Origin of the sequence: Streptomyces sp. NK08204 (genome assembly GCF_020400585.1) — a bacterium.
Classification (GTDB): Bacteria; Actinomycetota; Actinomycetes; order Streptomycetales; family Streptomycetaceae; genus Streptomyces.
Window position 1 is genome coordinate 1 of the sequence record NZ_JAINVF010000043.1, and the last position, 22,827, is coordinate 22,827.

Annotated in this window: 20 protein-coding genes; 2 read left to right on the forward strand and 18 right to left on the reverse strand. The window is 70.9% G+C overall.

The features are described from left to right. The 13 genes from K7G59_RS33655 to K7G59_RS33715 all read right to left on the reverse strand — a co-directional run. The coding region (locus tag K7G59_RS33655; protein ID WP_225840491.1) for a homocysteine S-methyltransferase family protein at nt 1–1,001 on the reverse strand (1,001 nt) is incomplete at its 3' end. Next, nucleotides 1,001–1,981 carry a carbohydrate kinase family protein gene (locus K7G59_RS33660; RefSeq protein ID WP_225840492.1) on the reverse strand — a complete coding sequence of 327 codons (981 nt, stop codon included), beginning with the start codon at nt 1,979–1,981 and terminating at the stop codon, nt 1,001–1,003. The genes K7G59_RS33660 and K7G59_RS33655, both read right to left, overlap by 1 nt. A gap of 147 nt (nt 1,982–2,128) precedes the next feature. Continuing rightward, a complete protein-coding gene (metK, locus tag K7G59_RS33665; protein ID WP_225840508.1) occupies nt 2,129–3,340 on the reverse strand; it encodes a methionine adenosyltransferase in 1,212 nt (403 codons plus the stop codon). 122 nt (nt 3,341–3,462) lie between these two features. Next, nucleotides 3,463–5,049 (reverse strand): class I adenylate-forming enzyme family protein, encoded by a 1,587-nt coding sequence (locus K7G59_RS33670; RefSeq protein WP_225840493.1) that lies wholly within the window; start codon nt 5,047–5,049, stop codon nt 3,463–3,465. A gap of 318 nt (nt 5,050–5,367) precedes the next feature. Further along, a complete protein-coding gene (gene wrbA, locus K7G59_RS33675) occupies nt 5,368–5,988 on the reverse strand; it encodes an NAD(P)H:quinone oxidoreductase (RefSeq protein WP_225840494.1) in 621 nt (206 codons plus the stop codon). A 36-nt stretch (nt 5,989–6,024) separates the two neighbouring features. Next, nucleotides 6,025–7,020, reverse strand: coding sequence for a class I SAM-dependent methyltransferase (locus tag K7G59_RS33680; RefSeq protein ID WP_225840495.1), 996 nt, complete (start codon nt 7,018–7,020; stop codon nt 6,025–6,027). Next, the gene (locus K7G59_RS33685) at nt 7,017–8,174 is read right to left on the reverse strand and encodes a DegT/DnrJ/EryC1/StrS aminotransferase family protein (protein WP_225840496.1); all 1,158 of its coding nucleotides are present in this window, start codon (nt 8,172–8,174) and stop codon (nt 7,017–7,019) included. Before K7G59_RS33685 ends, K7G59_RS33680 begins: the two co-directional genes overlap by 4 nt. Before the next feature lie 5 nt (nt 8,175–8,179). Next, complete coding sequence (locus K7G59_RS33690) at nt 8,180–8,749, reverse strand: cupin domain-containing protein (protein WP_225840497.1); 570 nt, start codon at nt 8,747–8,749, stop codon at nt 8,180–8,182. Between the two features lie 34 nt (nt 8,750–8,783). After that, a complete protein-coding gene (locus K7G59_RS33695; RefSeq protein ID WP_225840498.1) occupies nt 8,784–9,851 on the reverse strand; it encodes a type III polyketide synthase in 1,068 nt (355 codons plus the stop codon). Between the two features lie 856 nt (nt 9,852–10,707). Next, the gene (locus K7G59_RS33700; RefSeq protein WP_225840499.1) at nt 10,708–12,060 is read right to left on the reverse strand and encodes a condensation domain-containing protein; all 1,353 of its coding nucleotides are present in this window, start codon (nt 12,058–12,060) and stop codon (nt 10,708–10,710) included. A 308-nt stretch (nt 12,061–12,368) separates the two neighbouring features. Further along, nucleotides 12,369–13,322 (reverse strand): SRPBCC family protein, encoded by a 954-nt coding sequence (locus tag K7G59_RS33705; RefSeq protein WP_225840500.1) that lies wholly within the window; start codon nt 13,320–13,322, stop codon nt 12,369–12,371. Nucleotides 13,323–13,989: 667 nt separating this feature from the next. Next, nucleotides 13,990–15,069 (reverse strand): AfsR/SARP family transcriptional regulator, encoded by a 1,080-nt coding sequence (locus tag K7G59_RS33710; protein WP_225840501.1) that lies wholly within the window; start codon nt 15,067–15,069, stop codon nt 13,990–13,992. A 117-nt stretch (nt 15,070–15,186) separates the two neighbouring features. Beyond that, nucleotides 15,187–15,387 (reverse strand): hypothetical protein, encoded by a 201-nt coding sequence (locus K7G59_RS33715; RefSeq protein WP_225840502.1) that lies wholly within the window; start codon nt 15,385–15,387, stop codon nt 15,187–15,189. Between the two features lie 280 nt (nt 15,388–15,667). On the opposite strand from K7G59_RS33715, the gene K7G59_RS33720 reads away from it, so the two are divergent. Next, complete coding sequence (locus K7G59_RS33720; protein WP_225840503.1) at nt 15,668–16,489, forward strand: AfsR/SARP family transcriptional regulator; 822 nt, start codon at nt 15,668–15,670, stop codon at nt 16,487–16,489. Nucleotides 16,490–16,888: 399 nt separating this feature from the next. Here the strand turns inward: K7G59_RS33720 and K7G59_RS33725 are convergent, their stop codons facing one another. Together K7G59_RS33725 and K7G59_RS33730 are read right to left on the reverse strand one after the other, a co-directional pair. Next, the gene (locus tag K7G59_RS33725; RefSeq protein ID WP_225840504.1) at nt 16,889–17,557 is read right to left on the reverse strand and encodes a response regulator transcription factor; all 669 of its coding nucleotides are present in this window, start codon (nt 17,555–17,557) and stop codon (nt 16,889–16,891) included. Next, nucleotides 17,548–18,696, reverse strand: coding sequence for a histidine kinase (locus K7G59_RS33730; protein ID WP_225840505.1), 1,149 nt, complete (start codon nt 18,694–18,696; stop codon nt 17,548–17,550). The genes K7G59_RS33725 and K7G59_RS33730 overlap by 10 nt, the downstream gene beginning before the upstream one ends. A gap of 163 nt (nt 18,697–18,859) precedes the next feature. Here K7G59_RS33730 and K7G59_RS33735 point away from each other — a divergent pair, with 163 nt between their 5' ends. Continuing rightward, nucleotides 18,860–20,107: a serine hydrolase gene (locus tag K7G59_RS33735; protein ID WP_225840506.1), complete on the forward strand. Its 1,248-nt coding sequence runs from the start codon at nt 18,860–18,862 to the stop codon at nt 20,105–20,107. 183 nt (nt 20,108–20,290) lie between these two features. Here K7G59_RS33735 and K7G59_RS33740 read toward each other — a convergent pair whose 3' ends face one another. From K7G59_RS33740 to K7G59_RS33750, 3 genes are all read right to left on the reverse strand, one after another. Next, nucleotides 20,291–21,121, reverse strand: a complete 831-nt coding sequence (locus tag K7G59_RS33740; protein ID WP_225840509.1) for an AfsR/SARP family transcriptional regulator — start codon at nt 21,119–21,121, stop codon at nt 20,291–20,293. 471 nt (nt 21,122–21,592) lie between these two features. Beyond that, complete coding sequence (locus K7G59_RS33745; RefSeq protein WP_225840507.1) at nt 21,593–22,234, reverse strand: ScbR family autoregulator-binding transcription factor; 642 nt, start codon at nt 22,232–22,234, stop codon at nt 21,593–21,595. 11 nt (nt 22,235–22,245) lie between these two features. Further along, on the reverse strand, nt 22,246–22,827 hold a 582-nt coding region (locus K7G59_RS33750; RefSeq protein ID WP_308295124.1), incomplete at its 5' end, for a carboxyl transferase domain-containing protein.

Below are 22,827 nucleotides of genomic sequence, written 5' to 3' on the forward strand. Positions count from 1 at the left end.
TGCGCGTACAGGGACGCGGCGCCCGGCTCCGGTTGCGGTTCCCGCTCGGCCGGCCGCAGGTCCCGCACCCGCTCCACCAGGCTGCGCAGGTGCTCGGGGGTCGTGCCGCAGCAGCCGCCGACGAGCGAGAGGCCGTACTCGGTGACGAACTGCTGCTCCGCGTCCGCCAGACCCTCCGGGCCCAGCGGGAAGTGCGCGCCCTCGCTGGTCAGCACGGGCAGACCGGCGTTCGGCATGCACAGCAGCGGAATGCGGGCGTGCCGGGCCAGATAGCGCAGGTGCTCGGTCATCTCGGCCGGACCGGTCGAGCAGTTCAGGCCGATCATGTCGATGCCGAGCGGCTCCAGCGCGGTGAGGGCCGCGCCGATCTCGGAGCCGACGAGCATCACACCGGTGGTCTCGAAGGCCAGCGACACCAGCAGCGGCAGGTCCACGCCGCTGGCGTCGAGGGCACGGCGGGCGCCGAGGACGGCCGCCTTGGTCTGCAGCAGGTCCTGCGAGGTCTCCACGATCAGCGCGTCCGCGCCGCCCGCGACGAGGCCTTCGGCGTTCTGCTGGTAACCGTCACGGATCACGCGGTACGGGACGTGGCCGAGGGTCGGCAGCTTGGTGCCGGGACCCATCGAGCCGAGCACCCAGCGCTGGCGCCCGTCGGCCGCGGTGAACTCGTCGGCCACCTCGCGGGCGATCCGTGCGCCCGTCTCGGACAGTTCGACGATGCGGTCGGCGATCTCGTACTCGGCCAGCGCCGTGGCGTTCGCGCCGAACGTGTTGGTCTCGACCATGTCCACGCCCGCGTCCAGATAGGCGCGGTGCACGGAGGCGACGATGTCGGGGCGGGTGGCGTTGAGGACCTCGTTGCAGCCCTCCAGCTGCTGGAAGTCCTCCAGGGTGGGGTCCTGGGCCTGGAGCATGGTGCCCATGGCCCCGTCGGCGACCACCACACGGGTGGCCAGCGCCTCCCGCAGGGCGTCGGCGCGCCGGCGCTGCTGCGTACCCATCACACACCTGCCAGACGGGGCTCGATGGAGCGGGCCGCGTCCTCGCCGTAGGTGTCGCCGATGCGGGCGAGGAGGTCCGAGGCGAGCAGTTTGTACTCCTGGGTGCCGACCGACTCCAGCACGGTGGTGGCCAGGGCGCAGCCGAGCCGGGCGGCCTGCTCCAGCGGCCACTGCCAGGAGAGGCCCGCGAGGAAACCGGACCGGAAGGCGTCGCCCGCACCCGTGGGGTCGGCGATCTTGTCGGTGGGCACGGCCGGGATCTCGAGCCGGTCCGCGCCGGCGCGGGTCAGGGACACGCCGTCCGCGCCCCGCGTGGTGATCCAGGTGCCGACCCGGCCGAGGAGTTCCTCCTCGCTCCAGCCGGTGCGCTCCAGCAGCAGGGCGGCCTCGTACTCGTTGGTGAACAGCCATGTCGCCCCGTCGACCAGTCGGCGGGCCTGCTCGCGGTCGAGGCGGGCCAGCTGCTGGGAGGGGTCGGCCGCGACGGGGATGCCGAGGCGGTGGGCGGTGGTGGTGTGCCGCAGCATGGCCGCGGGGTCGTCGGCGCCGACCAGGACGAGCCCGAGCCCGCCGGTGCGTGAGGCGATCTCGGCGAGGTCGATGAGGGGGGCCTCGGCCATGGCGCCGGCGTAGAAGGTGGCGATCTGGTTCTGGTCCTCGTCGGTGGTGCACACGAAACGCGCGGTGTGCAGTGTCTCGCTGACCCGCACCGCGCAGGTGTCGACGCCGTTGGTCCGCAGCCAGGCGTCGTACTCGGCGAAGTCCACACCCGCCGCGCCGACCATGAGCGGGTCGAGGCCGAGCAGGCCCAGGCCGAAGGCGATGTTGGCGGCGACGCCGCCCCGGTGCACCTCGAGCCGGTCAGCGAGGAAGGACAGGGAGACCCGCTCCAGCTGCTCCTTGATGAGCTGCTCGGCGAAGCGCCCGGGGAACACCATCAGATGGTCGGTCGCTATCGATCCGGTCACGGCGATACGCACGGGAAGTGCTCCTTGAACCTCGGCAACAGCGGGGCGGGAAGAGCGGGGCTGGAAGAGCGGGGAGCGGCGAGACGGGGGGAAGTCGCCGCTCCCCGCTGACTGGTGCGCCGGGAGGCTCCGGGCGGAGGTCCCGGCGGCTGCGGACCGTCAGCCGGCCTGGACCGTCTGGCGCAGGGCGTCGGCGCGGTCGGTGCGCTCCCAGGTGAAGTCCGGCAGCTCGCGGCCGAAGTGACCGTAGGCGGCCGTCTGGGAGTAGATCGGGCGCAGCAGGTCGAGGTCACGGATGATCGCGGCCGGGCGCAGGTCGAAGACCGCGCTGATGGCTTCCTCGATCTTCTCCACGGCGACCGTGTTGGTGCCGAAGGTCTCGACGAACAGGCCCACCGGCTCGGCCTTGCCGATCGCGTACGCCACCTGGACCTCGCAGCGCTCGGCGAGGCCGGCCGCGACGACGTTCTTGGCGACCCAGCGCATCGCGTACGCCGCCGAACGGTCCACCTTGGACGGGTCCTTGCCGGAGAAGGCGCCGCCGCCGTGCCGGGACATGCCGCCGTACGTGTCGATGATGATCTTGCGGCCGGTCAGGCCGGCGTCGCCCATCGGACCGCCGACCTCGAAGCGGCCGGTCGGGTTGACCAACAGGCGGTAGTCCTCGGTCTCCAGCTTGATGCCGTCGTCGGCGAGCTGCGCGAGGACGGGCGCGACGACGTGCTGGCGGATGTCGGGGGTGAGCAGCCCGTCGAGGTCGATGTCGCTCGCGTGCTGCGAGGAGACCACGACCGTGTCCAGGCGGACCGGGGTGCTGCCCAGGTACTCGATGGTGACCTGCGTCTTGCCGTCCGGACGCAGGTAGGGAACCGTGCCGTCCTTGCGGACCTCGGTCAGGCGGCGCGAGAGGCGGTGGGCCAGCTCGATCGGCAGCGGCATCAGGGTGGGCGTCTCGTTCGTCGCGTACCCGAACATCAGGCCCTGGTCGCCCGCGCCCTGCCGGTCCAGCTCGTCCTCGTCGCCCTCGACGCGGGACTCGTAGGCGGTGTCGACGCCCTGCGCGATGTCCGGGGACTGCGCGCCGATGGACACCGAGACGCCGCAGGAGGCGCCGTCGAAGCCCTTGGCCGAGGAGTCGTAACCGATCTCGAGGATCTTCTCCCGCACCAGCGTGGCGATGTCCGCGTACGCCGAGGTCGTCACCTCGCCCGCGATGTGCACCTGGCCGGTGGTGATGAGGGTCTCGACCGCAACGCGCGAGGAGGGGTCCTGACGCAGCAGCGCGTCGAGGATGGTGTCACTGATCTGGTCGGCGATCTTGTCGGGATGTCCCTCGGTCACGGACTCCGAGGTGAACAGGCGGCGGGACATGACACTCCAAGACATGGATAGATGGACACAGGTCGACGCATGAAGCCGTGATGGATCCTCAGCGGTGCGCCCGGAGGGAGCCTCCGGGCGCACCGTTCGCCGGCTCCGCCGCAGTCAGCGGGTCACGCTCGTTCCTTCAACTGCTCCTTGAGCTGCTCGGCCAGGGCGAGCCGCTGCACCTTGAGCGTGGCGGTGCGCGGCAGTTCGGCCTCGGGGATCTGGATCGGTTCGGCCAGCTGGGGGAAGTCGGCGACGGCGGCGCGCCAGCGGTCCCGGTCCAGCGGCTCGTCGCCGTGGGTGCAGATGACGGGGATCGCCTCGGAGTTGGGGCCCTTGACGACGACCAGCTCGCTCAGCTCGTGCAGCTTGCCGAGGACGGTGTCCTCGACCGCGAGGGAGCTGCGCACCCCGTCGATCATGTCGACCTCGCGGTCGAGCATGTGCAGGCAGCCGAACCTGGTGAAGTAGCCGACGTCGCCGGTGCCCCACCATTCGCCGTCGCGGTTGCTGTCGTAGCGGTCCTGCTCGGCGAAGTACGTCTTGGCGATACCCGGCCAGGCCACCTCGATGCGGCCGGGGTTGTGCTCGGTCGGCCGCTCGCCGTCGCGGCTGACGACGCGGACCTTGGCCGCGCCGAGCGGCATCTGCCAGCCGACGCAGCGGCCGTTGGCCTTGTGAGCGGAGTTGCGGAAGTAGGCGCGGCCGACGGCCGGGCCGACCTCGCTCTGCCCGTAGATCTGGAAGAACAGTGCGCCCGGCCGGTCGGAGGACTTCAGCAGCCGGCTCATCGTCCCGGGGTGGATCGCGTCGAAGGTGCTGCTGAAGACCTTCACCGAGGAGAACGGCTTGCGGGGGTCGTCGGCCAGCCCCTCCCACGCCATCAGCGCGTTGGGCAGCGCCTCGATGAGCACGGGCCTGTTCTTGAGGAACAGCTCGGCGACCGTGTCCGGGTCCGACTCGTTCATGAGCAGGACCGGCATCTCCTTCAGCAGGGCCAGGGCCATCGCCGCGACGTTGCGGGAGTGCACGAAGGGGATGGCGATCGCGACGGTCTCCTTCTTCCGCATCAAGGAGAGCAGCCGCCACTGCGGCAGGAGCCGGATGCCCTGGGTGCGGGGCGTGTGCACGACCAGCTTGGGCAGCCCGGTGGTGCCGGAGGTGTGGGTGATCACGGCGGCCTCGTCGATGGGCCGCACCACCGGCTTGACGCGCGGCGCCCCGGCGAACTCGCCCAGTGACACCGCACCCGGACGCTCACCGGCGACGAGGAGCACGCGCCGGGTCAGCTCCGCCACCGGCACCTCGGCCAGCACGTCGAGCTTGAACTCGTCGGTGAGCAGGTTCGGCTTGTTGACCCGCTCGAGCAGGGCACCGACCGTCTTGGCGTCCAGGCCCGGTGAGAGCATCACCGGCACAGCGCCGATCCGGGATGCGGCACAGGCCAGCACCCACACGTCGGCGTTCGCCTTCTTGTGGAGCACGATGTGCTCGTCGGGCCGCACGCCTGCCGCCCACAGCCGGGCCGCCAGGTCGTCCACGATGTCGGCGAGCCGGGAGACCGTCAGGTCCCGGCCCACCTCGGGCAGGACGTCCAGGTCGTGGTCGAGCGTGATCGGCGTCGACGGGTTGACGGCCGCGGCCATGGCCGGCAACAGGCCGATGTGAAGACCGCGCTTCTGTATCGATTGATAGGCCACAGAGCCCTTCATCGGGGCTGTCTCCTTTGCGGTGAGCGATGGACATTCGGGCTGTCGCCGGCTCGGTGCGGGATGCCAGGACGCGTGCGACGGGCGCCGACGGCAGGCCGGCACGCGGACCGATGGGCTTTCGGACGCGTCGAGGCCGATCAGCCCGTCCAAGGCCGCAGCCGCTCGGGCTCAGGGCCGCAGCGCCTCCGCGGATATGGACAGGTGCGGGAGCTGGCCGCGAAAAGACGACAGCGGCGGCCCCGGGAGCACCGGGACCGCCGCTGTGACGGTGGCTTCGGCCTGCGGGTCACGCCGCCTGGGCGACGTCACCGGAGGTCGTCAGGAGGGACGGCCGGCCTTGAGCGCGCCGGCGACGTCCACGACACGACGCGCCTGGTGACGGGCCGCCTGCAGGACCTCCTCGCCCGGGCCGCCGGCGCTGCCGCCGACGCCCGTCACGTGCGAGGTGCCGTACGGGTTGCCCGTCTGGAACTGGATCGGGTCGGTGTAGCCCGGCGGCACGATGATGCCGCCCCAGTGGTAGAAGGTGTTGCTCAGCGCCAGGATGGTCGATTCCTGACCGCCGTGGGCGGTACCGGTGGAAGTGAAGGCCGAGCACACCTTGTTGGCCAGCTTGCCCTGCTGCCACAGCGGGCCGGCGGTGTCGATGAACGACTTGAGCTGGGCGGCGACGTTGCCGAAGCGGGTGGGGGTGCCGAACAGCACCGCGTCCGCCCAGGCCAGGTCCTCGATGACGGCCTCTTCGACATCCGCACTGTCTTCGATGTGCTTGGCCCAGGCCGGGTTGGAGTTGTACGCCTCCGGCGGGGCCGTCTCCCGGACCCTGCGCAGGCGCACGGTCGCGCCGGCCTTCTCCGCGCCCTCGGCGGCGGCCTTCGCCAGGGTGTGGACGGTACCGGTGGCGCTGTAGTAGATGATCGAGACGTTCACGGGGGCCATTGCGGTTTCCTTCCCTGTCTCTTCGGTTGCTTGCGGCTACCGGGCGACGACCACGGTGGCGGGCGGCGCGGAGTGGAACGACACGTCCTCGAAGCCGGCCTTGACGAGCCAGTCGCGGTAGTCGGCCTGGCGCCAGGTGCTGCCCCGCTTGCTCTTGAGCAGCATTTCCGAGGCGAAGATCAGCGGGAAGGCCGGGCCGCTGCGGTCGTCGTCGACGACGTAGTCGCAGACCACCAGTGCGCCGCCGGGCTTGAGGGCCTGCCGGAGCCTGGTGAAGACCTCCACGTTGTCCTCCGGCCCCTCCTGGTGCGCGATGTGGGAGTAGACCGCGATGTCGTACTTGGCGGTGCCGAAGTCGGTGGTGTGGAAGTCACCGTTGAGGGTGGTGAACCGGTCGCCCACGCCACGCTCGTCCAGCAGCCGGCGGGCGATGGCGTTGATCGGTTCCCAGTCGAGCTGGGTGGACCGGGCCGCCGGGTTGGCCTCGAGCCAGATGCCCGAGTAGATGCCCGAGCCGCCGCCCACGTCGAGGATGGAGATCTCGCCGGCGTCGGCCAGTCCGAGCACCTCGGCGGCGATGCCCGCGGCGGGCACCGACTGGGCGGCGATCGCCTTGACGATCTCCTCCCAGTGCGGGTTGTTGGCGACCTCGACGACCACGTTCTTGACCGGTCCCCCGACACGGACGACCTCGGCGAGGTCCGTCAGGGCGCCCATGTGCGTCAGCTTGAGCTTGGCGAAGCGGGCGAGCGAGACGGGCGTGTCGTCGACCAGGTAGGTGGACGCCTCGGGGGTGTTGCGGTAGCGGCCCTCGTGCAGCTCGATCAGGCCCACGCTGATGAGGCCGTCGAGGAGGGTCTGCGCGCCCCGCTCGGAGATCTCGGCGCGGGCGGCCAGCTCGGCGGCCGTGCCCGCGCCGTTCTCGAGGTGGGTGAAGAGCGAGTGGGTGGACGCGGCGGCGAGGACGCCGGTCGCCCAGTAGCCGTTGATCAGCCGCATCACGCGGTCTGGTGCGGGCCGGTTGTTCGTCATGCTGCTCCTCCGAGGACCCGGGTGGAGGACGAGTGGGTCCGTACCGCGCTGCGCAGGGCATCCGCGACCCGTTCGACCTGGTTCGGCTTGAGTTCCGCGTGCATGGGTATCGCCATCTGGCGCTGGAAGAGGTCGGCCGAGACCGGGCAGACCTGCTTCGTCTGGAACACCGGCTGCACGTGGGCCGCGAACGTGCCGTGCCCGCAGCCGATGCCCTGGCCGCGCAGCTCGGCGGCGACCGCCGCCCGGTCCACGCTCGCGTCCAGCGTGACCATGTAGGTCTGCCAGGCGTGGGTACGGTCCTCGGGCACCTGCGGCAGCGTCAGGAGTTCCTCGCCGCCGAGCAGTTCGCCGTACTGCGCGGCGACCGCGTCACGACGCTTGAGCAGCTCGTCGATCCGGCCCAGCTGCACCTGAAGGATCGCCGCGGCGATGTCGGACAGCTTGAAGTTGTAGCCGACCTCGGTGAACGTCGGGATCGGCAGGCCGACGACGTTGCCCATGTCGAAGATGCTGCCGATGCCGAAGGAGGAGCGCAGTCGCACGTCCTTGCCGATCGCCGGGTCGCGGGCGAGCACCGCGCCGCCCTCGCCGCTGGAGGCGCCCTTGCGTCCGTGGAAGGACAGGCAGGCCACCTCGGCGAGCGCACCGGCCTGGCGGCCCTGGTAGGTCGCGCCGACCGCGCAGGCGGCGTCCTCGACGAGGAACAGGCCGTGGCGGTCGGCGATCGCCTGCAGTTCGGTGTAGTCGGCGGGCATGCCGACGGTGTCGACCGCGACGATGCCGACGGTGCGCGGGGTGACGAGGTCGGCCACCGCCTGCGGGTCGACGGTGTAGGTGTCGGGACGTACGTCGGCGAACACCGGGGTCGCGCCGACGTAGAGCGCGGCCTGGGCGGGCGCCGGGAAGCCGTAGTCGGCGACGATCACCTCGTCGCCCGGCTTCACGCCGAACGCCAGCATGGCCAGGTGGAGCGCGGCGCCGCAGTTGGCGACCGCGACGGCGTCGGCGACGCCGTACTTCTCGGCCAGCTGGGCCTCAAGCGCCTTGCCCTTGGGGCCCTGGCCGGCCGGCCAGCCGGAGGCGAAGACCTCCGCGACGGCTGCCAGCTCCTGTTCACCCAGGCTCGCGTGAACCAGGGGAATCGATTCCATCGCGGTCACCTCGTGCTCCGCTTCTCGTTCGTGTCCTGTGCGGGAATCCGTGCGGCCGACGGCGGTTCGTAGCGCAGTGGCGTGATCTGACTGACGTCGTACCGCTTGCGCATCTCCTCCACGGCGGCGGGATCCACCCCGGTACCGCGCGACCAGATCTCCGCGATCTCCTCGAAGTAGTCCTCGTGGACGGGCGAGGGGAAGCACTGGAAGATCATCTTCGCGGGCTTGTCCGTGGCGTTCCGGAACGCGTGCGGGATGCCGGGCGGCACGAACATGCAGCTGCCCTCACCTGCGCGGACGACACGGTCGCCCTTGGCGGACACCCAGTTGTGCCAGGCGTCGTTCGTGCGCTCGGTGGGCTCGAAGCACAGCAGGTCCAGCTCGCCGTCCAGGACGTAGAAGAACTCCTGGGCCTCGCCGTGCACATGCGCCCCGACGTCGAAGCCGGGCGGCACGACCACCTCGAAGATCGAGACGGAGGATCCCATCTCCTTGGTGGCCTTGAACGTCACCTCCTGCGCCGGGGTGATCAGCTTTCGCCCCGCACCCGCCGGGACAATGAGGTCGGTCATACGCTTCGCTTCCTTCGTGCGTGGGTGCGAGGGCTCAGGCCGTGGTGGGGGCGGACCCGTCGGCCCAGGTGCCCAGAGCCATCTCGGCGGTGATGCCGGGACCGAAGCCTGCGATCAGACCGGTGGCGCCGGGTGCCGGGGTCTCCTCTTCCATCAGGCGGCGGGCGGCCTCGAGCACGACGGCGCTGGCGATGTTGCCGTACTCGGTCAGGGTCGACCAGCTGTGCCGGAAGACGGTGCGGTCGACCTCCAGGAACTTGGCGAGGTCGTCCAGGATGCGCGGACCGCCGGCGTGGATGATGTAGAAGTCGAGCTTGCCGGCGTCCCAGCTGTGGTCCTTGGCCAGCTCACGCAGGACCGGGGCGAGCGGCTCCATCGTGCCGGGCACGCGGCGGTCCAGCTGGAAGTGGAAGCCGGTGTCCTTGACGGCGTAGGAGATCCAGTCCTCGGTGTCCGGGATGAGGTAGGAGGCGTTGCGCTCCAGCTCGATGCCCGTGCCGCCGTTGCCGCGCACGACGGCGGCGGCGACCGCGTCACCGAACAGGCCGTCGGACAGCAGCGAGCCGATGTCGTCCGCGGTGGGCTGGTAGCACAGCGAGCACAGCTCGCAGGAGACGATCAGGACGTTGCTGCCGGGGTGGGCCATGCAGAAGTCGTGGGCCCGGTTGATCGCCGCGCCGCCGGCCGCGCAGCCGAGCTGGGCGATGGGGATCTGCCGGGTGTCGGAGCGGAAGCCCAGCTTGTTGATGAGCCAGGCCGTCAGCGACGGCATCAGGAAGCCGGTGCACGACACGTAGATGATCGCGTCGATGTCACGGGCGGTCAGTTCGGCGTTGGCCAGGGCCTGCTCGATGACCTCGGGGGTGCGCTTCTTCGACTCGATCTCGTAGATGCGGTTGCGCTCTTCGAAGCCCGGGTGCTGGAGCGTCTTCTCGATGGGCTGGACGATGTGCCGCTTCTTCACCCCTGTGTTGCGGATCAGACGGAGCGCCAAGGGGAGCTGCGGCTTGCCGGCATGTGCCTGCTCGGCAAATTCCAGCGTCTCTTCCATCGTGATGATGTACTCCGGCGCGCTCATGGCCGGCTTGCATAGCCTCGGCATATCTGGAATCCACTTCTTTTTAGAGTCTCGACAGCAAGGGCAGTGGGGGAGGAGCCGATGGCAGGCCGCCTTCGCCTGCCATCCCTCGGTGTGGTTGTTGACGAGGTTCTTCACGGTGGCCTGGGAGGCGGCGCCCGCCGTTGGCAGGGCGGGCAGGTGCATCTCCCGGTCGAACGCCGCACGCCCCTGACGGGCGGTCTCATCGACCCCTTCGAACCGCCTGCGCGTGGGCGGTTGACGCGCGTATATCCGGATCGGCGCCGGGATCGGTTCGGCGCCGTGGAGTCGGTGTGGTGGTGACGGCCGGTCAGGCGGTGGGCGCCGACGGCGAGGTGCGCCTGTCCTTCCAGGGAAGGGACTTCAGCTGCTGGGTGAAAACAGCAGGCTGTCGTGGATCACAGAGACGGATCACAGGGGCTCGGTCTCGCCTGTACGGACCGGCGGATACGACACTCAATCCACTGCCTTGTGGCTGTTTTTGGGCAGGGAAGGCGTGCAGAAATCGTGACACGTACGCAGTCCCGACGCCAAGACGTCCCCGGGTGACCCAGCTCACAGTCCAGCCGATTTCCAGGAAATGCCAAGCCTGACACCACGGCTGCACCGCACCGGAGAAGCCGAGGTGAGACGGTGGGATCGCGCAGGTCGCCGACCCGGCACTGCTCCGCCTGGTGGACGCGGCGAGCCGCCCGCCGGTACGACGCCTGGGTACCGCCCGCGCCGGCCGGCACCGAGCCCGTGAGAGGGACACCACACGCCGCACGCCGACGGCATGGACCGGGCCACTGCGCGTCGACGGCGTGGCGCGGCTGCGCCGGCGGCGCGGGCCGTGTCCGAAGCCGTCGGTGCGCAGTCGTCAGGTCCGCGTCGCCCGGCGCGGTGGAGCGACTCGGGGCGGTTTCGTTCCGGCGAGGGTGGTCAGTAGTTCGGCCACGGGCTCGGTGGCGTCGAGGACGGGCAGGCGGCGCAGGAGCCGGGCGCACTGGTCGGCCAGGAGGGCGGCGTCGGTGTCGGAGATGCGGGTCCGGTCGTGGAGGACGGTGAGTCCGCGGGAGCCGTCGGTGTCCTCGCGGACGGACAGGGTGACGGGCAGCAGAGAGTACGCCGCGCCGGTGTGCCGGCGTCCGTAGCGGATGCCGGCGTCGTCGAGGCGGGCCTGCAGGCCGGGCAGTGCGCGCGGGGCGGGCTCGACGCAGACCAGGCTCTCCAGCAGCCGGGCGGAGCGGCCGGCCCACTCCTGGATCTGCCTGGTGGAGACCCATTCGTACGCCGCCATGTCCAGTGCCCGGTCGCGCAGGTCCGCCAGCAGCCCGCCGATCGGCCGGGCCGGGTCGACCACGGCGGTCATGGGCAGACAGCCGCGCACCGGCCCCACCAGCCGCTCGACGCCGTCCAGGGCGATACCGCGCCCGGAGACGGTGATGCCGAAGCCCACCGGGACGGGCCCGCTCGTGTCCGCCGCACGGTAGAGCAGCAGCGCCCAGGCGGCGTGCAGCACGCTGGAGTCCGGCAGGCCGCGCAGGGCCGCCCACCGGTGCAGCCGTGCCACCTCGGCGGTGGTCAGCCGGGCCCCGGCCCGGCCGTGTCCGTGCTGCCGGGTGCGGGGGCCGGGCAGCGCGGGCAGCACGGCGGGGGTGCGCGCGGGCAGGGTCCGGCGGAAGAAGTCCCGTGCGGTGGTGGTGTCCTGCCCCTCCAGCCAGTCCATCCAGTCGCGGATGTCCGGCCGGCGTTCGCCGCCGGGCAGCGCGCCGCCCGCGAGGTAGGCGCGGCTGAACTCGTTGCGCAGCAGGAGGACGCTGCGGGTGTCCAGCAGCCCCTGGTGAAAGGTGAGCAGGACCCGGGTGACGCCTGGTTCGCCGGTGTCGACGAGGGTGATGCGCAGCGGGCCGGGGCGGCTCACGTCGAAGCCGTGGAGCCGGTCCTGCTCCAGCAGTTCGTCCCAGTCGGCGGTGTCCGCGCGATGCCGTACGACCTCGGGGCAGGCGTCGGCGCGCAGGACGAGACGCGGCTTCGCCTCCCACTCGAAGGCCGCCCGAAGAATCGTTTCTCTGTCCATGACGGACTGCCAGGCGGCGACGAACCGCTCCATGTCCAGCGGCCCGGACCAGCGCCACCACAGCTGCTCCACGTGCCGTCCCGTGTACCGGTCGACGGCGGAGTCGAGCAGCGCTTCGGAGCGCTGCCAGGGCACCGGCACGGTCGGCGACACAGCACTTCCGGACGCTGCCGGACGGCGGTCGGTACGGAGCCATACACGGCGCCGGCGGGCAGAACTCGCCATGTCTCGTCCTCCTCGCAGTCGCTGCCTCATCCCGGACAGGACCGCAGGTTCACAGCGGTCCCAGGGGGGCGGCATACCCGGGGCGCGGCACTCCCGGGACATTTTGCAGGACTGGGCCGCCAATGTCCTGACGGTGTGTCGATACGACTCGATAACTGCTCCAGAACGCCTGGGGCGGCGGCCCCGGTGTCAGGAAGCCGGGGCCGCCGCCTCCGTGACCCGCCGGCCGGCGGCGGTCACAGGGCCCGCACCACACCCGCGGCGCAGCGCACCGCCTGCTCGAGCGCGAGGTGTGTGTGCAGGCTCAGTTCGTCACGGACGTATCCGCGCGCCTCCGCCAGGGTCGCCCGTTCGCCCAGGACGCCGGCGATGGCGTCCTCGCGCAGCAGCACATGGTGGCGGGCCGTGAGGCTGACGCCCGAAGCGTCGGGCTCGATGGACCATTCACCGGTGTGCGCGGACAGCAGGGCCGAGGTGACGGTCTCCTTGTGCACGAGCCGGCCGGCGCCGGGAAAGCAGATGCGGACGGACTCGGTGTGGTTCGCGCTGCCGTCGCCCGTGAGGCCGTCCATCGCCATGACCTGAACGCCCGGCATGCTCTCCACCAGGCGCACGCTGCGCACGTGCGGCAGGTCGGAGGGCCAGTCGTCGGCCCGGTAGAGGAAGTCGAACGCCGCGTCGGCGGAGCCCTGGAAGCGCACGGTGTCCTCGAAGGACAGCACGAGGTCGTCCAGCCGCAGCCAGCGCTCGGCGAGCCAGACCAGCCGGTCCAGCTGGGCGTGGCTGTGGGTGCGCACGACCCGCTTAGCCCAGGCCACGTCGGCGGGTGCGTCCCCGGTGACGGTGAAGGAGCACTCCAGCACCACCTGGGAGCGGTCGCCCAGCGGTCGTACCGAGCACACGCCGCTGAGCGATTCGACAGGAGTGTCGGTGTGGTCCTGGCGGAAGGTCACGCGCTGGCTGTCCATGTCGAGTTCACGGCTGGACACCCAGGAGGAGAGCCGGTCGTCCGTCATGGCCCACATGCGCACCCGCTCATGGGTGCCGTCGAAGGCCAGCCGCTCCACGTGCACGCAGTGCTGGAAGAACAGCGGCCACTGGGTGGCGTCGGCCATCAGCCCGTACAGCACCGCTGCCGGGGCCGACGTGGCCACCTCGGAAACCACGCGGTGCACTCGCGCAACTGACATCTCCACACCCCCTTGTGGTCCACGGCGACCTGCGCCACGCCGATGTCCCGCACACCGGCCCGCATCCAAGGTGTCCCCGCCTCGGTGCTGCACGTGCCGCCGTCCCCCTCGTACCGGCACGTCCCTGCCGCTGTCCGCCGTGGTGCAGACGCCGCTCCGGCGACGTGTCGCCGGTGGTCGTGCCGCCGATGGTGTCCGGAACCGCTAGCGGACGGCACGGGTCGCACTCGCGGCGCACTCGACACCGGGCGAGCGGCCTGCGCGTTCCCCCGGTTCCGGCCACTGCGAGCACGACGGGCCGCAGCCCCGGAAACATGATGGCCCCGACCGCCGCAGGCGCAACCGCCCCGATGCCGAGAGCGCATCCTGCGCCCCTGGACACCCGAGGCGCCACCGCCCGGCCCGCCGGAACCACAGCTGCCCCGACATGCCGGAAACCCGCACGACCACGACTGCGCGGGGGCGCGGGAAGCGCGGCTGCTTGGGCACTGTGCGACTGATCGCCCCAGCCGCAGGGAGCCCGATCACCGGGCCACCGGGCCACCGCCGGACCATCGCCGGACCATTGGGCCACCAGGCCACCGCCGGACCACCGCGGGACCACCGCCGGACCATTGGACCGCCGGGAACCGATCAGCCCGGTCCCCGGAAAACCCGTCCCCGGGCGCTAGAAGCCCGACACGTCCTGCAGCATGAGCCGGTCGAGGCGGCTGAGCAGTTCCTGCTGTTCCTGGGCGAGCCGCTCGACGCGCCGGCGCAGCCAGGCGACCTCGTCGCGCAGCCGCCGTACCTCGCTCGCGTCGGTCGCTTCCGCCCTGGCGGTCTCGTCCGTCGCCTCCCTCACGTCCATCGCGTCCGTGGCGTCGGTCCCGGCGGTCACCTCGGCCCGCGCACCCCCCGGCGCCGCGACGGGCACTCCGGCGGGGTCGGTCTCCGGCCGCAGCCGTACCGGCCCGGCGAGGTCCGCGGCGAAGTCCCGGTGGTTGAGGATCGCCTGCATCCGGCCGCGCAGCGCGGGTCCCGGTTCGATGCCCAGGTCGTGTACGAGCCTGCGCCTGGCCCGGTCGTACGTGACGAGGGCCTCCGCCTGCCGGCCGCACCGGTACAGCGCGGTCATCAGCAGCTCGTAGAACCGCTCCCGCAGCGGGTGGGCGATCGTCAGCTCCTCCAGCTCACCGGTGATCTCGCGCCCGTGCCCCGCGCGCAGGCAGGCGTCGTACAGCGCCTCCAGGGCGGCGAGCCTGCTCTCCTCCAGCAGTGCGGCCTCCGCCGAGCAGATGGGGCCCCGGCCGCTGCCCTCGAGGGCCGCGCCCCGCCACAGTCCGAGGGCCTCGCGCAGGACGCCGGCCGAGCGGGCGGGGTCGGCGGCGAGCAGCGCCCGGCCCTCGGCGACCAGCCGCGTGAAGCGGTGTGCGTCGATCGCCACGTCGGTGTCGAGGCCGTCCAGGCGCAGCACGTATCCGGTGGGGCGGGTCACCAGCCACTCGCGCTGCCGCCCGCCCGAGCCGGGCTCGGCGTCCGGCAGCAGCCGGCGCAGCCGGGCCACATGGGCCTGCAGGGCGTTGGCCGCGTTCGCCGGGGGGTGCTCGCCCCACAGCTCGTCGACGAGACGGTCGGAGGGGACGACCTGGCCCGCCTTCACCACGAGAGCGCCGAGAAGGGCACGCTGCTTGGCGCCCATGGGCACGATCCGTAGATCAGTGCGGGCGTCGTAGATCTGGACGGAACCCAGAATCCGAAACTCCATGCCGTCCTCGCATCGGAAATTACTGACGCGTTCAACGGCACGCTAGTCGGCGCGCTTAGGGAATGCAGGATTCACCAGGTGTTCACTGACGTTCGTGGAGCGTTTCTCCAGAGGATTTCAAGTCCACTCGGCGGCCGGCTCGGGGAAACCTACCCGCGTCGGGCGCCGGTGATAGCAGCTGACCAGGGTGAGCAGCTTGCGCCCCGGCAGGTCCGGCAGGAAGTCGCCCCCGCCCGTCGGGGTCAGACGGGCCAGCAGTCCCAGGATGAGAGAGTCCCCGTCACGCTGGACGGTCGAACACTTCGATTCCGTCGCCATGGCTGGGAAGGTAACAGCATGAGCCGCCCCGGGAACAGATGTCCGCACACAGCTCGCCAGTTCAAGGATCCTTCCGCGGGGGACGTCAGCAGTCCGTCAGGACGAACTCTTGAAGACGGCTAGAGGAACACTCGACACCGCCTCGCGTAAACCTCCACAAAAGCTGCATACTCCCTCGCAACTGACCCGCGAAAATCCCAGAGTAATCGAGGTTGAAGACACTATCTGAAGCCTCGTTGGCATCCGAACCGACGGCCCCGGAAACCGGTACGGAGGAAGAATGAACATAAAGGTACTGGGCGCACTGAATGCCGAAGTTAACGGAATCTCGATCGTCCCGACCGCAGGCAAACCCCGCCAGATCCTGGCGCTGCTCGCGCTCTACCCGGGCAGAGTCGTGCCCGTGCCCACCCTCATGGAAGAGGTCTGGGGCACCGACCTGCCGCAGAGTTCGGTGACGACCCTCCAGACGTACATCCTCCAGCTGCGGCGCCTGCTGGGCACCGCGATGGGCCCGGACGTACCGGGCTCGGCCAAGGACGTGCTCGCCACCCGCTACGGCGGCTATCTGCTGCAGATCCCCGCCGAGGCGGTGGACGTCTACCGCTACGAGCGGCTGGTCACCGAAGGCCGGCAGGCGTTCGAGGACGGCGAGGACGCCAGGGCGGCCTCCCTGCTGCGCGAGGCGCTTGACCTGTGGGAGGGTCCGGCGCTGGTCGACGTCCGGGTCGGATCGGTCCTGGAGATCGAGGTCATGCGGCTGGAGCAGAGCCGCCTGGTCGCCCGGGAACGCCGGATCGACGCAGAGCTGCGGCTGGGCCGGCACGTCGAACTGATCGCCGAGCTGACGGACCTGATCGCCCGTCATCCCCAGCACGAGGGCCTGCACTCGCAGGCGATGGTGGCTCTCTACCGCTCGGGACGGCAGGCCGCCGCGCTCGACGTCTACCGCCGACTGCGTCAGCACCTCATCGACGAACTCGGGGTGGAGCCGTCGCCGCAGCTCCAGCGCATGCACCAGGCGATGCTCGCGGTCGACCCTCGCCTGGACATCGTCGCGGGCCCTCGTCGTACGTCCACGTTCGACCTGTACGCCGCCTGATGCCGGCCTCGGTCGGCGGGTAGCGGAGGGAGCGTGGATCCGACGTTGGGCCACTGTGCTGCGCGCGGCGGGGGCGCGCAGCCCACCGGCCACGAGGCCGGGCAGGCCTGAACCGCCGTTGGACCGCGGTGTCCAACGGCGGCGGCCGGGGGTGCCCCATGACCCGGGGTGCCGGTGAGAACCGTGTCACCAGCCGCAAACGGCGGTGATCCGTCCTCTGGCCTGGCCGGGGCAGTTCTGCCGTGTTGGTCGCCTCGGCGAGCGCGAGGCGACCGTCCTTCAGCGCGGGCCGAGGAGCTTCGCGATCGAGGTGCGGTGTTCTCCGGGCGGGCGAGCAGGTCGCGGGCGTGACGTACCTGTTCGCCGGTCATCGCGGGCGGCCGAGGCGGGATCGGTCGATCACTCGACAGCGCTGGGTTCGGTTCCGCCATGGCGGCGGAGGTAGGCCAGGACGGCGCGGACGCGGCGGTGGCCGCTGTCGCCGGCCGACAGGCCGAGTTTGAGGAAGACGCTGCCGATGTGTTTGTGGACGGCGTTGTCGGTGACGAAAAGCCGCCGGGCGATGGCGGCGTTGTCGTGCCCTTCGGCCATCAGGGCCAGGACCTCGCGTTCGCGGGGGGTGAGGGCATCGACGGGATCGCCGCGGACGGCGAGGAGCTGGGCGATGACATCGGGGTCCATGGCGGTGCCGCCGGCGGCCACGCGGCGCAGTGCGTCGGTGAACTCAGTGATGCGGCTTACCCGGTCTTTGAGCAGATAGCCGATGCCGCCGCGGGTGTCGGAGAGGAGGCGGCCGGCGTATTCCTGCTCGACGTACTGCGACAGGACCAGGACGGGCAGTCCGGGGCGGTCGCGGCGGGCCCGGATGGCGGCGCGGATACCCTCGTCGCGGAAGGTCGGTGGCAGCCGCACGTCGACGATGGTGACGTCCGGGCGGTGGGTCTCGACGGCGGCGAGGAAGCCGGCGGCGTCCTCCGTGACCGCGGCGACCTCGAAGCCCTGGGAGCCCAGCAGGAGTTCGAGTCCGGAGGACAGCAGGACGTTGTCCTCGGCGATGACTACACGCACGGCAGCTCCACGGTGATGGTGGTCGGCCCGCCCGGCGGGCTGCTGATCTTCATGGTGCCGTCCAGGGCAGCGGCGCGGCGGCGAATTCCGTCCAGACCGCTGCCTCGGGATGCGTCCGCCCCGCCGGTCCCGTCGTCGGTGATCTGTGCGGACAGCATCGCGCCGTTGCGGGTGACGTGGACGGCGGCCTTGGTGGCGCGGCTGTGCCGGGCGATGTTCGCCAGCGCCTCGGTGACGGCGAAGTAGGTGACCGCTTCGACCGCGGCAGGGACCTCACCGAGGCCTCCGATGTCGACGCGGGTCGGCACGCCGGCCCTGTCGGCCAGGGTGCCGAGCGCGCCGACGAGGCCCTGGTCGGCCAGGACCGGCGGGTAGATGGTGCGGATGACGGAGCGCAGCTCGGTCATGGCCTCCTCGGTCTCGGCCTGGGCCTGCCGTACGAGCGCGGCGGCCGCGTCCGGGTCATGGGGAAGGCTCTGCCCGGCCACGGCAAGCCGTATGGCGATGGCCACCAGCCGGGCCTGGGTGCCGTCGTGCAGATCGCGTTCGATCCGGCGGAGTTCCGCGCCGTGCGCCTGAAGGACGTCTGTGCGCGTCCGGGTGAGCTCGGTGACGCGCGCGGCCAGTTGTTCCGCCGGAGACGGTGCCAGGACTGCCAGGCAGCACCGCGCGTGCACCCGGGCGAGCGGCGGCAGGGCGATGGCCCCCAGCGCCGCAAGGAGCAGGAGTTGCGCCAGGTTGATCGTCAGCGCGGAGGCCCAGCTGTTGATACGGACATCGAGCAGCAGCAGCCGTGGCGGATCCGACGTGGGAAAGGCCCACCACCCCACGGTGACGACGAGGGTGAGGAGCAGGTTGCCCAGACACAGCAGGGTGAGTATGCCCGCGGGCAGGCCGGTGGCCACCTGCGTCACGAGCCACGCAAGGTCGCGGCGCAGGGCGCGTGGGCGCGGCTCCACCGGTCGGCCCAGCACCGCCCCGGCGCGCCGGCGGTGACGCTCCGCCCAGGGAGCCGCCAGCGACGGTACGCACAGCAGTGGCGCCGCCACGAGCGTCACCGTCGCGGTCATCAGGGTGCCGAGCAGGTAACGTCCGCTGCGCCCGGTCCGGACCAACCGTGCGCGGGCCTTGCTGATCACGCCGTGCACGGTTCGCCCTCGTCTGTCGTACGGGACCGGGAGCGGCCCTCGGACGCGCCACTGTACGTGCCGGGCGCCTCCGCGGCACTACAGCCACCTGTAGGTTTCCATCGGCCGCCTGTGGTAGCGACACGCAACTCGACGCCTACCTAGCGTGTGATTCATGAGACCCACAACCCCCGCCTCCGCGCCGCAGAACCGCCCGTCCCGGCAACGTCACCGCCGGATCGGCCGACGGTGGCTGGCCGTCGCTGTGGCCGCAGTCGGCGCAGCGAGTGTGGCCATAGCCGTCCAGCCCTCGGACGGCGCGACCGCGAGGTCCACGCCCGGCTACCAGCAGGACGACCTGCGCCGGGACACCGATGCCATCCAGGCGCTGGGGATCACCGGCGTCCAGGCGCGGGTGACCACCGCCTCCGGCCGGGATCTGGTGGCCACCGCCGGCGTCGCCGTGGCGGGCGCGAACCGTCCGGTGCCCCGCGACGGCTACTTCCGGATAGCCAGTACCGGCAAGGCACTCATGGCCACGGTGATCCTTCAATTGGTCGACGACGGCAAGCTGTCACTGGACGACACGGTGGACCGCTGGCTGCCCGGTCTGATCGACGGCAACGGCAATGACGGACGGAAGATCACCGTGCGCCAGCTGCTGCAGAACACCAGCGGCCTCCACGACGACCTTCCCGGCTACGACACCCCGCAGCAGTACCACCAGCACCGCTACGACACCTACACCCCCGAACGGATCGTCGCCCGGGCGATGAAGCACCACCCGGACTTCCAGCCCGGCACCGGCTGGAGCTACTCCAACACCGGCTACGTCGTCCTCGGCATGATCGTCGAGAAGGCCGCCGGGCACCCCTGGCAGGAGGAGGTCGAGAGCCGGATCCTGAAACCGCTCGGCATGAACCACACCTACCTGCCGGGCACCACGTCCACCCTTCGCCGCCCGCACGCCGACGGCTACCAGGTCTTCGCCTCCGGCGAACGGACGGACGTCACCGAACAGATCGTCCCTGACCTCGGCGGCTATGTCTCCACCACGGCGGACGTCAACCGTTTCTTCCAGGGACTGCTGGGCGGCAAACTGCTGTCCGAGGCGCGCATGGCCGAGATGCAGGACACCGTCCCGGTCCCCAAGCCGTTCGAGGCGTTCTGGCCCGGCGGACGCTACGGCCTCGGCTTGGTCAACCGCCCCCTGAGCTGCGGCGGCAGCTACTGGAGCCACGAAGGAGGCGAAGCCGGCTACATCACCCTGAACGGCGCCACCGACGACGGCAGCCGCACCGTCACCGTCTCCATGTCCACCAGCTTCAACGACCTCCATAAGACAATCCGGCAGCAGAAGGCCGCCAGCGGCCTCGTCGACCGTGCGCTGTGCGGCACCTCCGGCAACAGACAGGGAAAGTAGCCGCCCAGGCCGTTCGTGCCGACTCCGGGTCACCACAAGCCGCTCCCGGCAGCCGCACCGGCCGGTACGGGCGGTTGTTCAAGAGCGCAGCGAGGTTGAGGCGGGCGTCCATGTCGGAAGCTGTCACCGAACGACTGACGGCCCCTCAGCCGAAGCGAGGGACCGTCCGTGTGGGTGTCGGCGTCAGACCGTGCGGGACACCAGGCGGCGGCCCGGGGTGCTCGGGGCCGACGGCGAGGAGGTCTCGGGGCGGGCCATGAGGATCGAGCGCTGGAGCCGGCTGAGTGCGGCGGAGGGCTCCAGGCCCAGCTCGGACACGAGCGTGTTGCGCAGCCGCTGGTAGACGTCGAGCGCCTCGCCGCGCCGGCCCGAGCGGTGCAGGGCCAGCATGAACTGCCCGTGCAGGCTCTCGTGCATCCGGTACTGGTTGACCAGCACCGTCAGTTCCGGCAGCAGCTCGCGGTGGCGGCCCAGCCTGAGGTCGGCCTCGATGCGCTGGTCGAGCGCGCACAGCCGGGCCTCCTCCAGCCGCCTGGCCTCCATGTCGATCCGCATGCCGGCCTGGACGTCGGTGAGCGCGGGCCCGGTCCACAGCGAGAGCGCGTCGGCCAGTCGGCGTGCCGCGCCGCTGTAGTCCTCGGCGTCCATGGCCCGGTAGCCGGCGCCCGCGCGGCGCTCGAACTCCCGGAAGTCGACCGTGCCGTTCCGGGTCTCCAGGCGGTAGCCGCCGGGCACGGTGGCGAGGATGTCCTTGGGGGTGCACCGTTCGTTCCCGCCGCGGCTGAGCGCCTCGTCGATCAGCTCGCGCAGCTGCCGCACATACGTCTGCAGCGTGGTGCGCGAGCTGCGCGGGGGCTTGCTTCCCCACAGCTCCTCCACCAGCGCGGTCACGGGGACCACCTGGTCGGCGTGGAGCGCGAGCAGGGCCAGAACCTGCCGCGGCTTGGGCGCCGTCGGTACGATCGACACACCGTTCTCGCGCACTGACAGCGCGCCCATGACTTCGATGTCCACGTTCTCCCCCATGAGTTCAGGCAGGAGACCGGTGTTCGGCCGTTCACGCTTCCGCCGCCGGGTCCCGTGCACTGCTTGATACTGGACCCCCTGATAAAAAAACAGCACAGTCGGTTTGTCAATACAGGACGGCTGCCACCCCCTCCGGATAGCGATTTTCGGCCATTCCTGTATCGAACGTGCGTTCGTATACCTCCGGCCCCGGCCAGGGAAAAACACAGGCTGAGGCTGAGGTTCCACTTCCGGAACACGTCCGAACAGCGAAAACATGGAGCCACTAGAAGTCCGGAATAGCCCGGCTCGAAATATCGGCAAATGTGCAGCGCCCCCGTCCCGCGGGGCCGCGGGGGGACGGGGGCGTGGTGAGCCGGGACGGACCGCCATGATTCAGCCGCAACGCGGCGTGGCGGTCCCGGCGAAAAATACGGATCGGTCTGCTTGCTTAGGGGTTACACGTCGGCCGCTTACGGGTTACGCGTCAGCCGCTTCGGGCTTCGGGGGCACCCGACCGGCCGGAGCGAGCCCGGCCAGGACGTCCTTCTCGACGAGCGCGGGCAGCAGCAGTCGCCAGAACCCCCCTATCGCCTCCGCCGACAGCCATGCGGCGTCCCGCGCGCCGAGCACCTCGAAGCCCGTCGTCGCGGCCAGCACGGCGGCGGAGACCCGCTGGGGTGGCACGTCCGCGCGCAGCTCACCGCCGGCCGCGCTGTTCGCTACTTCCGTCTCGACCCAGCTGCGCCAGCAGGCGCGCAGGTCGGTACGGCACGCGTGGGTGGCTTCACCGCTCAGTCCGAAGCCCACGCGCAGCACCACGTCCTCACGCAGGGCCTGGGCCAGCCGGTGCGTGGCGTCGACGAGGTGCTGCAGATGGCTGAGCCCCGGGGAGAAGGACTCGCTCGTGAGGGTCCGCAGGGCGACGGCCGCCGTCTCCTCGACGGAGTCCGCCAGCGCGGCCTTGCTGGCAAAGTGGAAGTGCAGTGCTCCGCTGCTCACTCCGGCCCGTGCACTGATCCTGGTGAGGGCCGCGACCGGAAAGCCGTCCTGGTCGAACGTCTCCGCCGCCGCCCGGATCAGGGCCTCACGCGTGCGCACCGCACGTTCCTGCTTGGCCATCGCGTGCTCCGTTACTGCGGCGGGTTGCCGTGCTTGCGCGAAGGCAGGTCGGCATGCTTGGTGCGGAGCATCGCCAGGGAGCGGATCAGCACCTCGCGGGTCTCGGCGGGGTCGATCACGTCGTCCACCAGGCCGCGCTCGGCCGCGTAATAGGGGTGCATCAGCTCGGCCTTGTACTCCTTGACCATGCGCTCCCGCATTGCGTCGGGGTCGTCGGCCTGGGCGATCTGGCGGCGGAAGATGACGTTCGCGGCGCCCTCGGCGCCCATCACGGCGATCTCGTTCGTCGGCCAGGCATACGTGAGGTCGGCACCGATGGACTGCGAGTCCATGACGATGTAGGCGCCGCCGTAGGCCTTGCGCAGGATGAGGGAGATGCGGGGAACCGTGGCGTTGCAGTAGGCGTACAGCAGCTTCGCGCCGTGGCGGATGATCCCGCCGTGCTCCTGGTCCACGCCGGGCAGGAACCCGGGGACATCCAGCAGGGTCACGATCGGGATGTTGAAGGCGTCACACATCTGGACGAACCGGGCTGCCTTTTCGCTCGCCTCGATGTCCAGTACGCCCGCCAGCACCTGGGGCTGGTTGGCGAC

Bases quoted from the DNA above. Each gene is read 5' to 3' on its own strand.
- metK (WP_225840508.1), bottom strand. From the start codon at position 3,340: ATGTCCCGCCGCCTGTTCACCTCGGAGTCCGTGACCGAGGGACATCCC.
- K7G59_RS33670 (WP_225840493.1), bottom strand. From the start codon at position 5,049: ATGAAGGGCTCTGTGGCCTATCAATCGATACAGAAGCGCGGTCTTCAC.
- wrbA (WP_225840494.1), bottom strand. From the start codon at position 5,988: ATGGCCCCCGTGAACGTCTCGATCATCTACTACAGCGCCACCGGTACC.
- K7G59_RS33680 (WP_225840495.1), bottom strand. From the start codon at position 7,020: ATGACGAACAACCGGCCCGCACCAGACCGCGTGATGCGGCTGATCAAC.
- K7G59_RS33685 (WP_225840496.1), bottom strand. From the start codon at position 8,174: ATGGAATCGATTCCCCTGGTTCACGCGAGCCTGGGTGAACAGGAGCTG.
- K7G59_RS33690 (WP_225840497.1), bottom strand. From the start codon at position 8,749: ATGACCGACCTCATTGTCCCGGCGGGTGCGGGGCGAAAGCTGATCACC.
- K7G59_RS33695 (WP_225840498.1), bottom strand. From the start codon at position 9,851: ATGCCGAGGCTATGCAAGCCGGCCATGAGCGCGCCGGAGTACATCATC.
- K7G59_RS33705 (WP_225840500.1), bottom strand. From the start codon at position 13,322: ATGTCAGTTGCGCGAGTGCACCGCGTGGTTTCCGAGGTGGCCACGTCG.
- K7G59_RS33710 (WP_225840501.1), bottom strand. From the start codon at position 15,069: ATGGAGTTTCGGATTCTGGGTTCCGTCCAGATCTACGACGCCCGCACT.
- K7G59_RS33715 (WP_225840502.1), bottom strand. From the start codon at position 15,387: ATGGCGACGGAATCGAAGTGTTCGACCGTCCAGCGTGACGGGGACTCT.
- K7G59_RS33720 (WP_225840503.1), top strand. From the start codon at position 15,668: ATGAACATAAAGGTACTGGGCGCACTGAATGCCGAAGTTAACGGAATC.
- K7G59_RS33735 (WP_225840506.1), top strand. From the start codon at position 18,860: ATGAGACCCACAACCCCCGCCTCCGCGCCGCAGAACCGCCCGTCCCGG.
- K7G59_RS33745 (WP_225840507.1), bottom strand. From the start codon at position 22,234: ATGGCCAAGCAGGAACGTGCGGTGCGCACGCGTGAGGCCCTGATCCGG.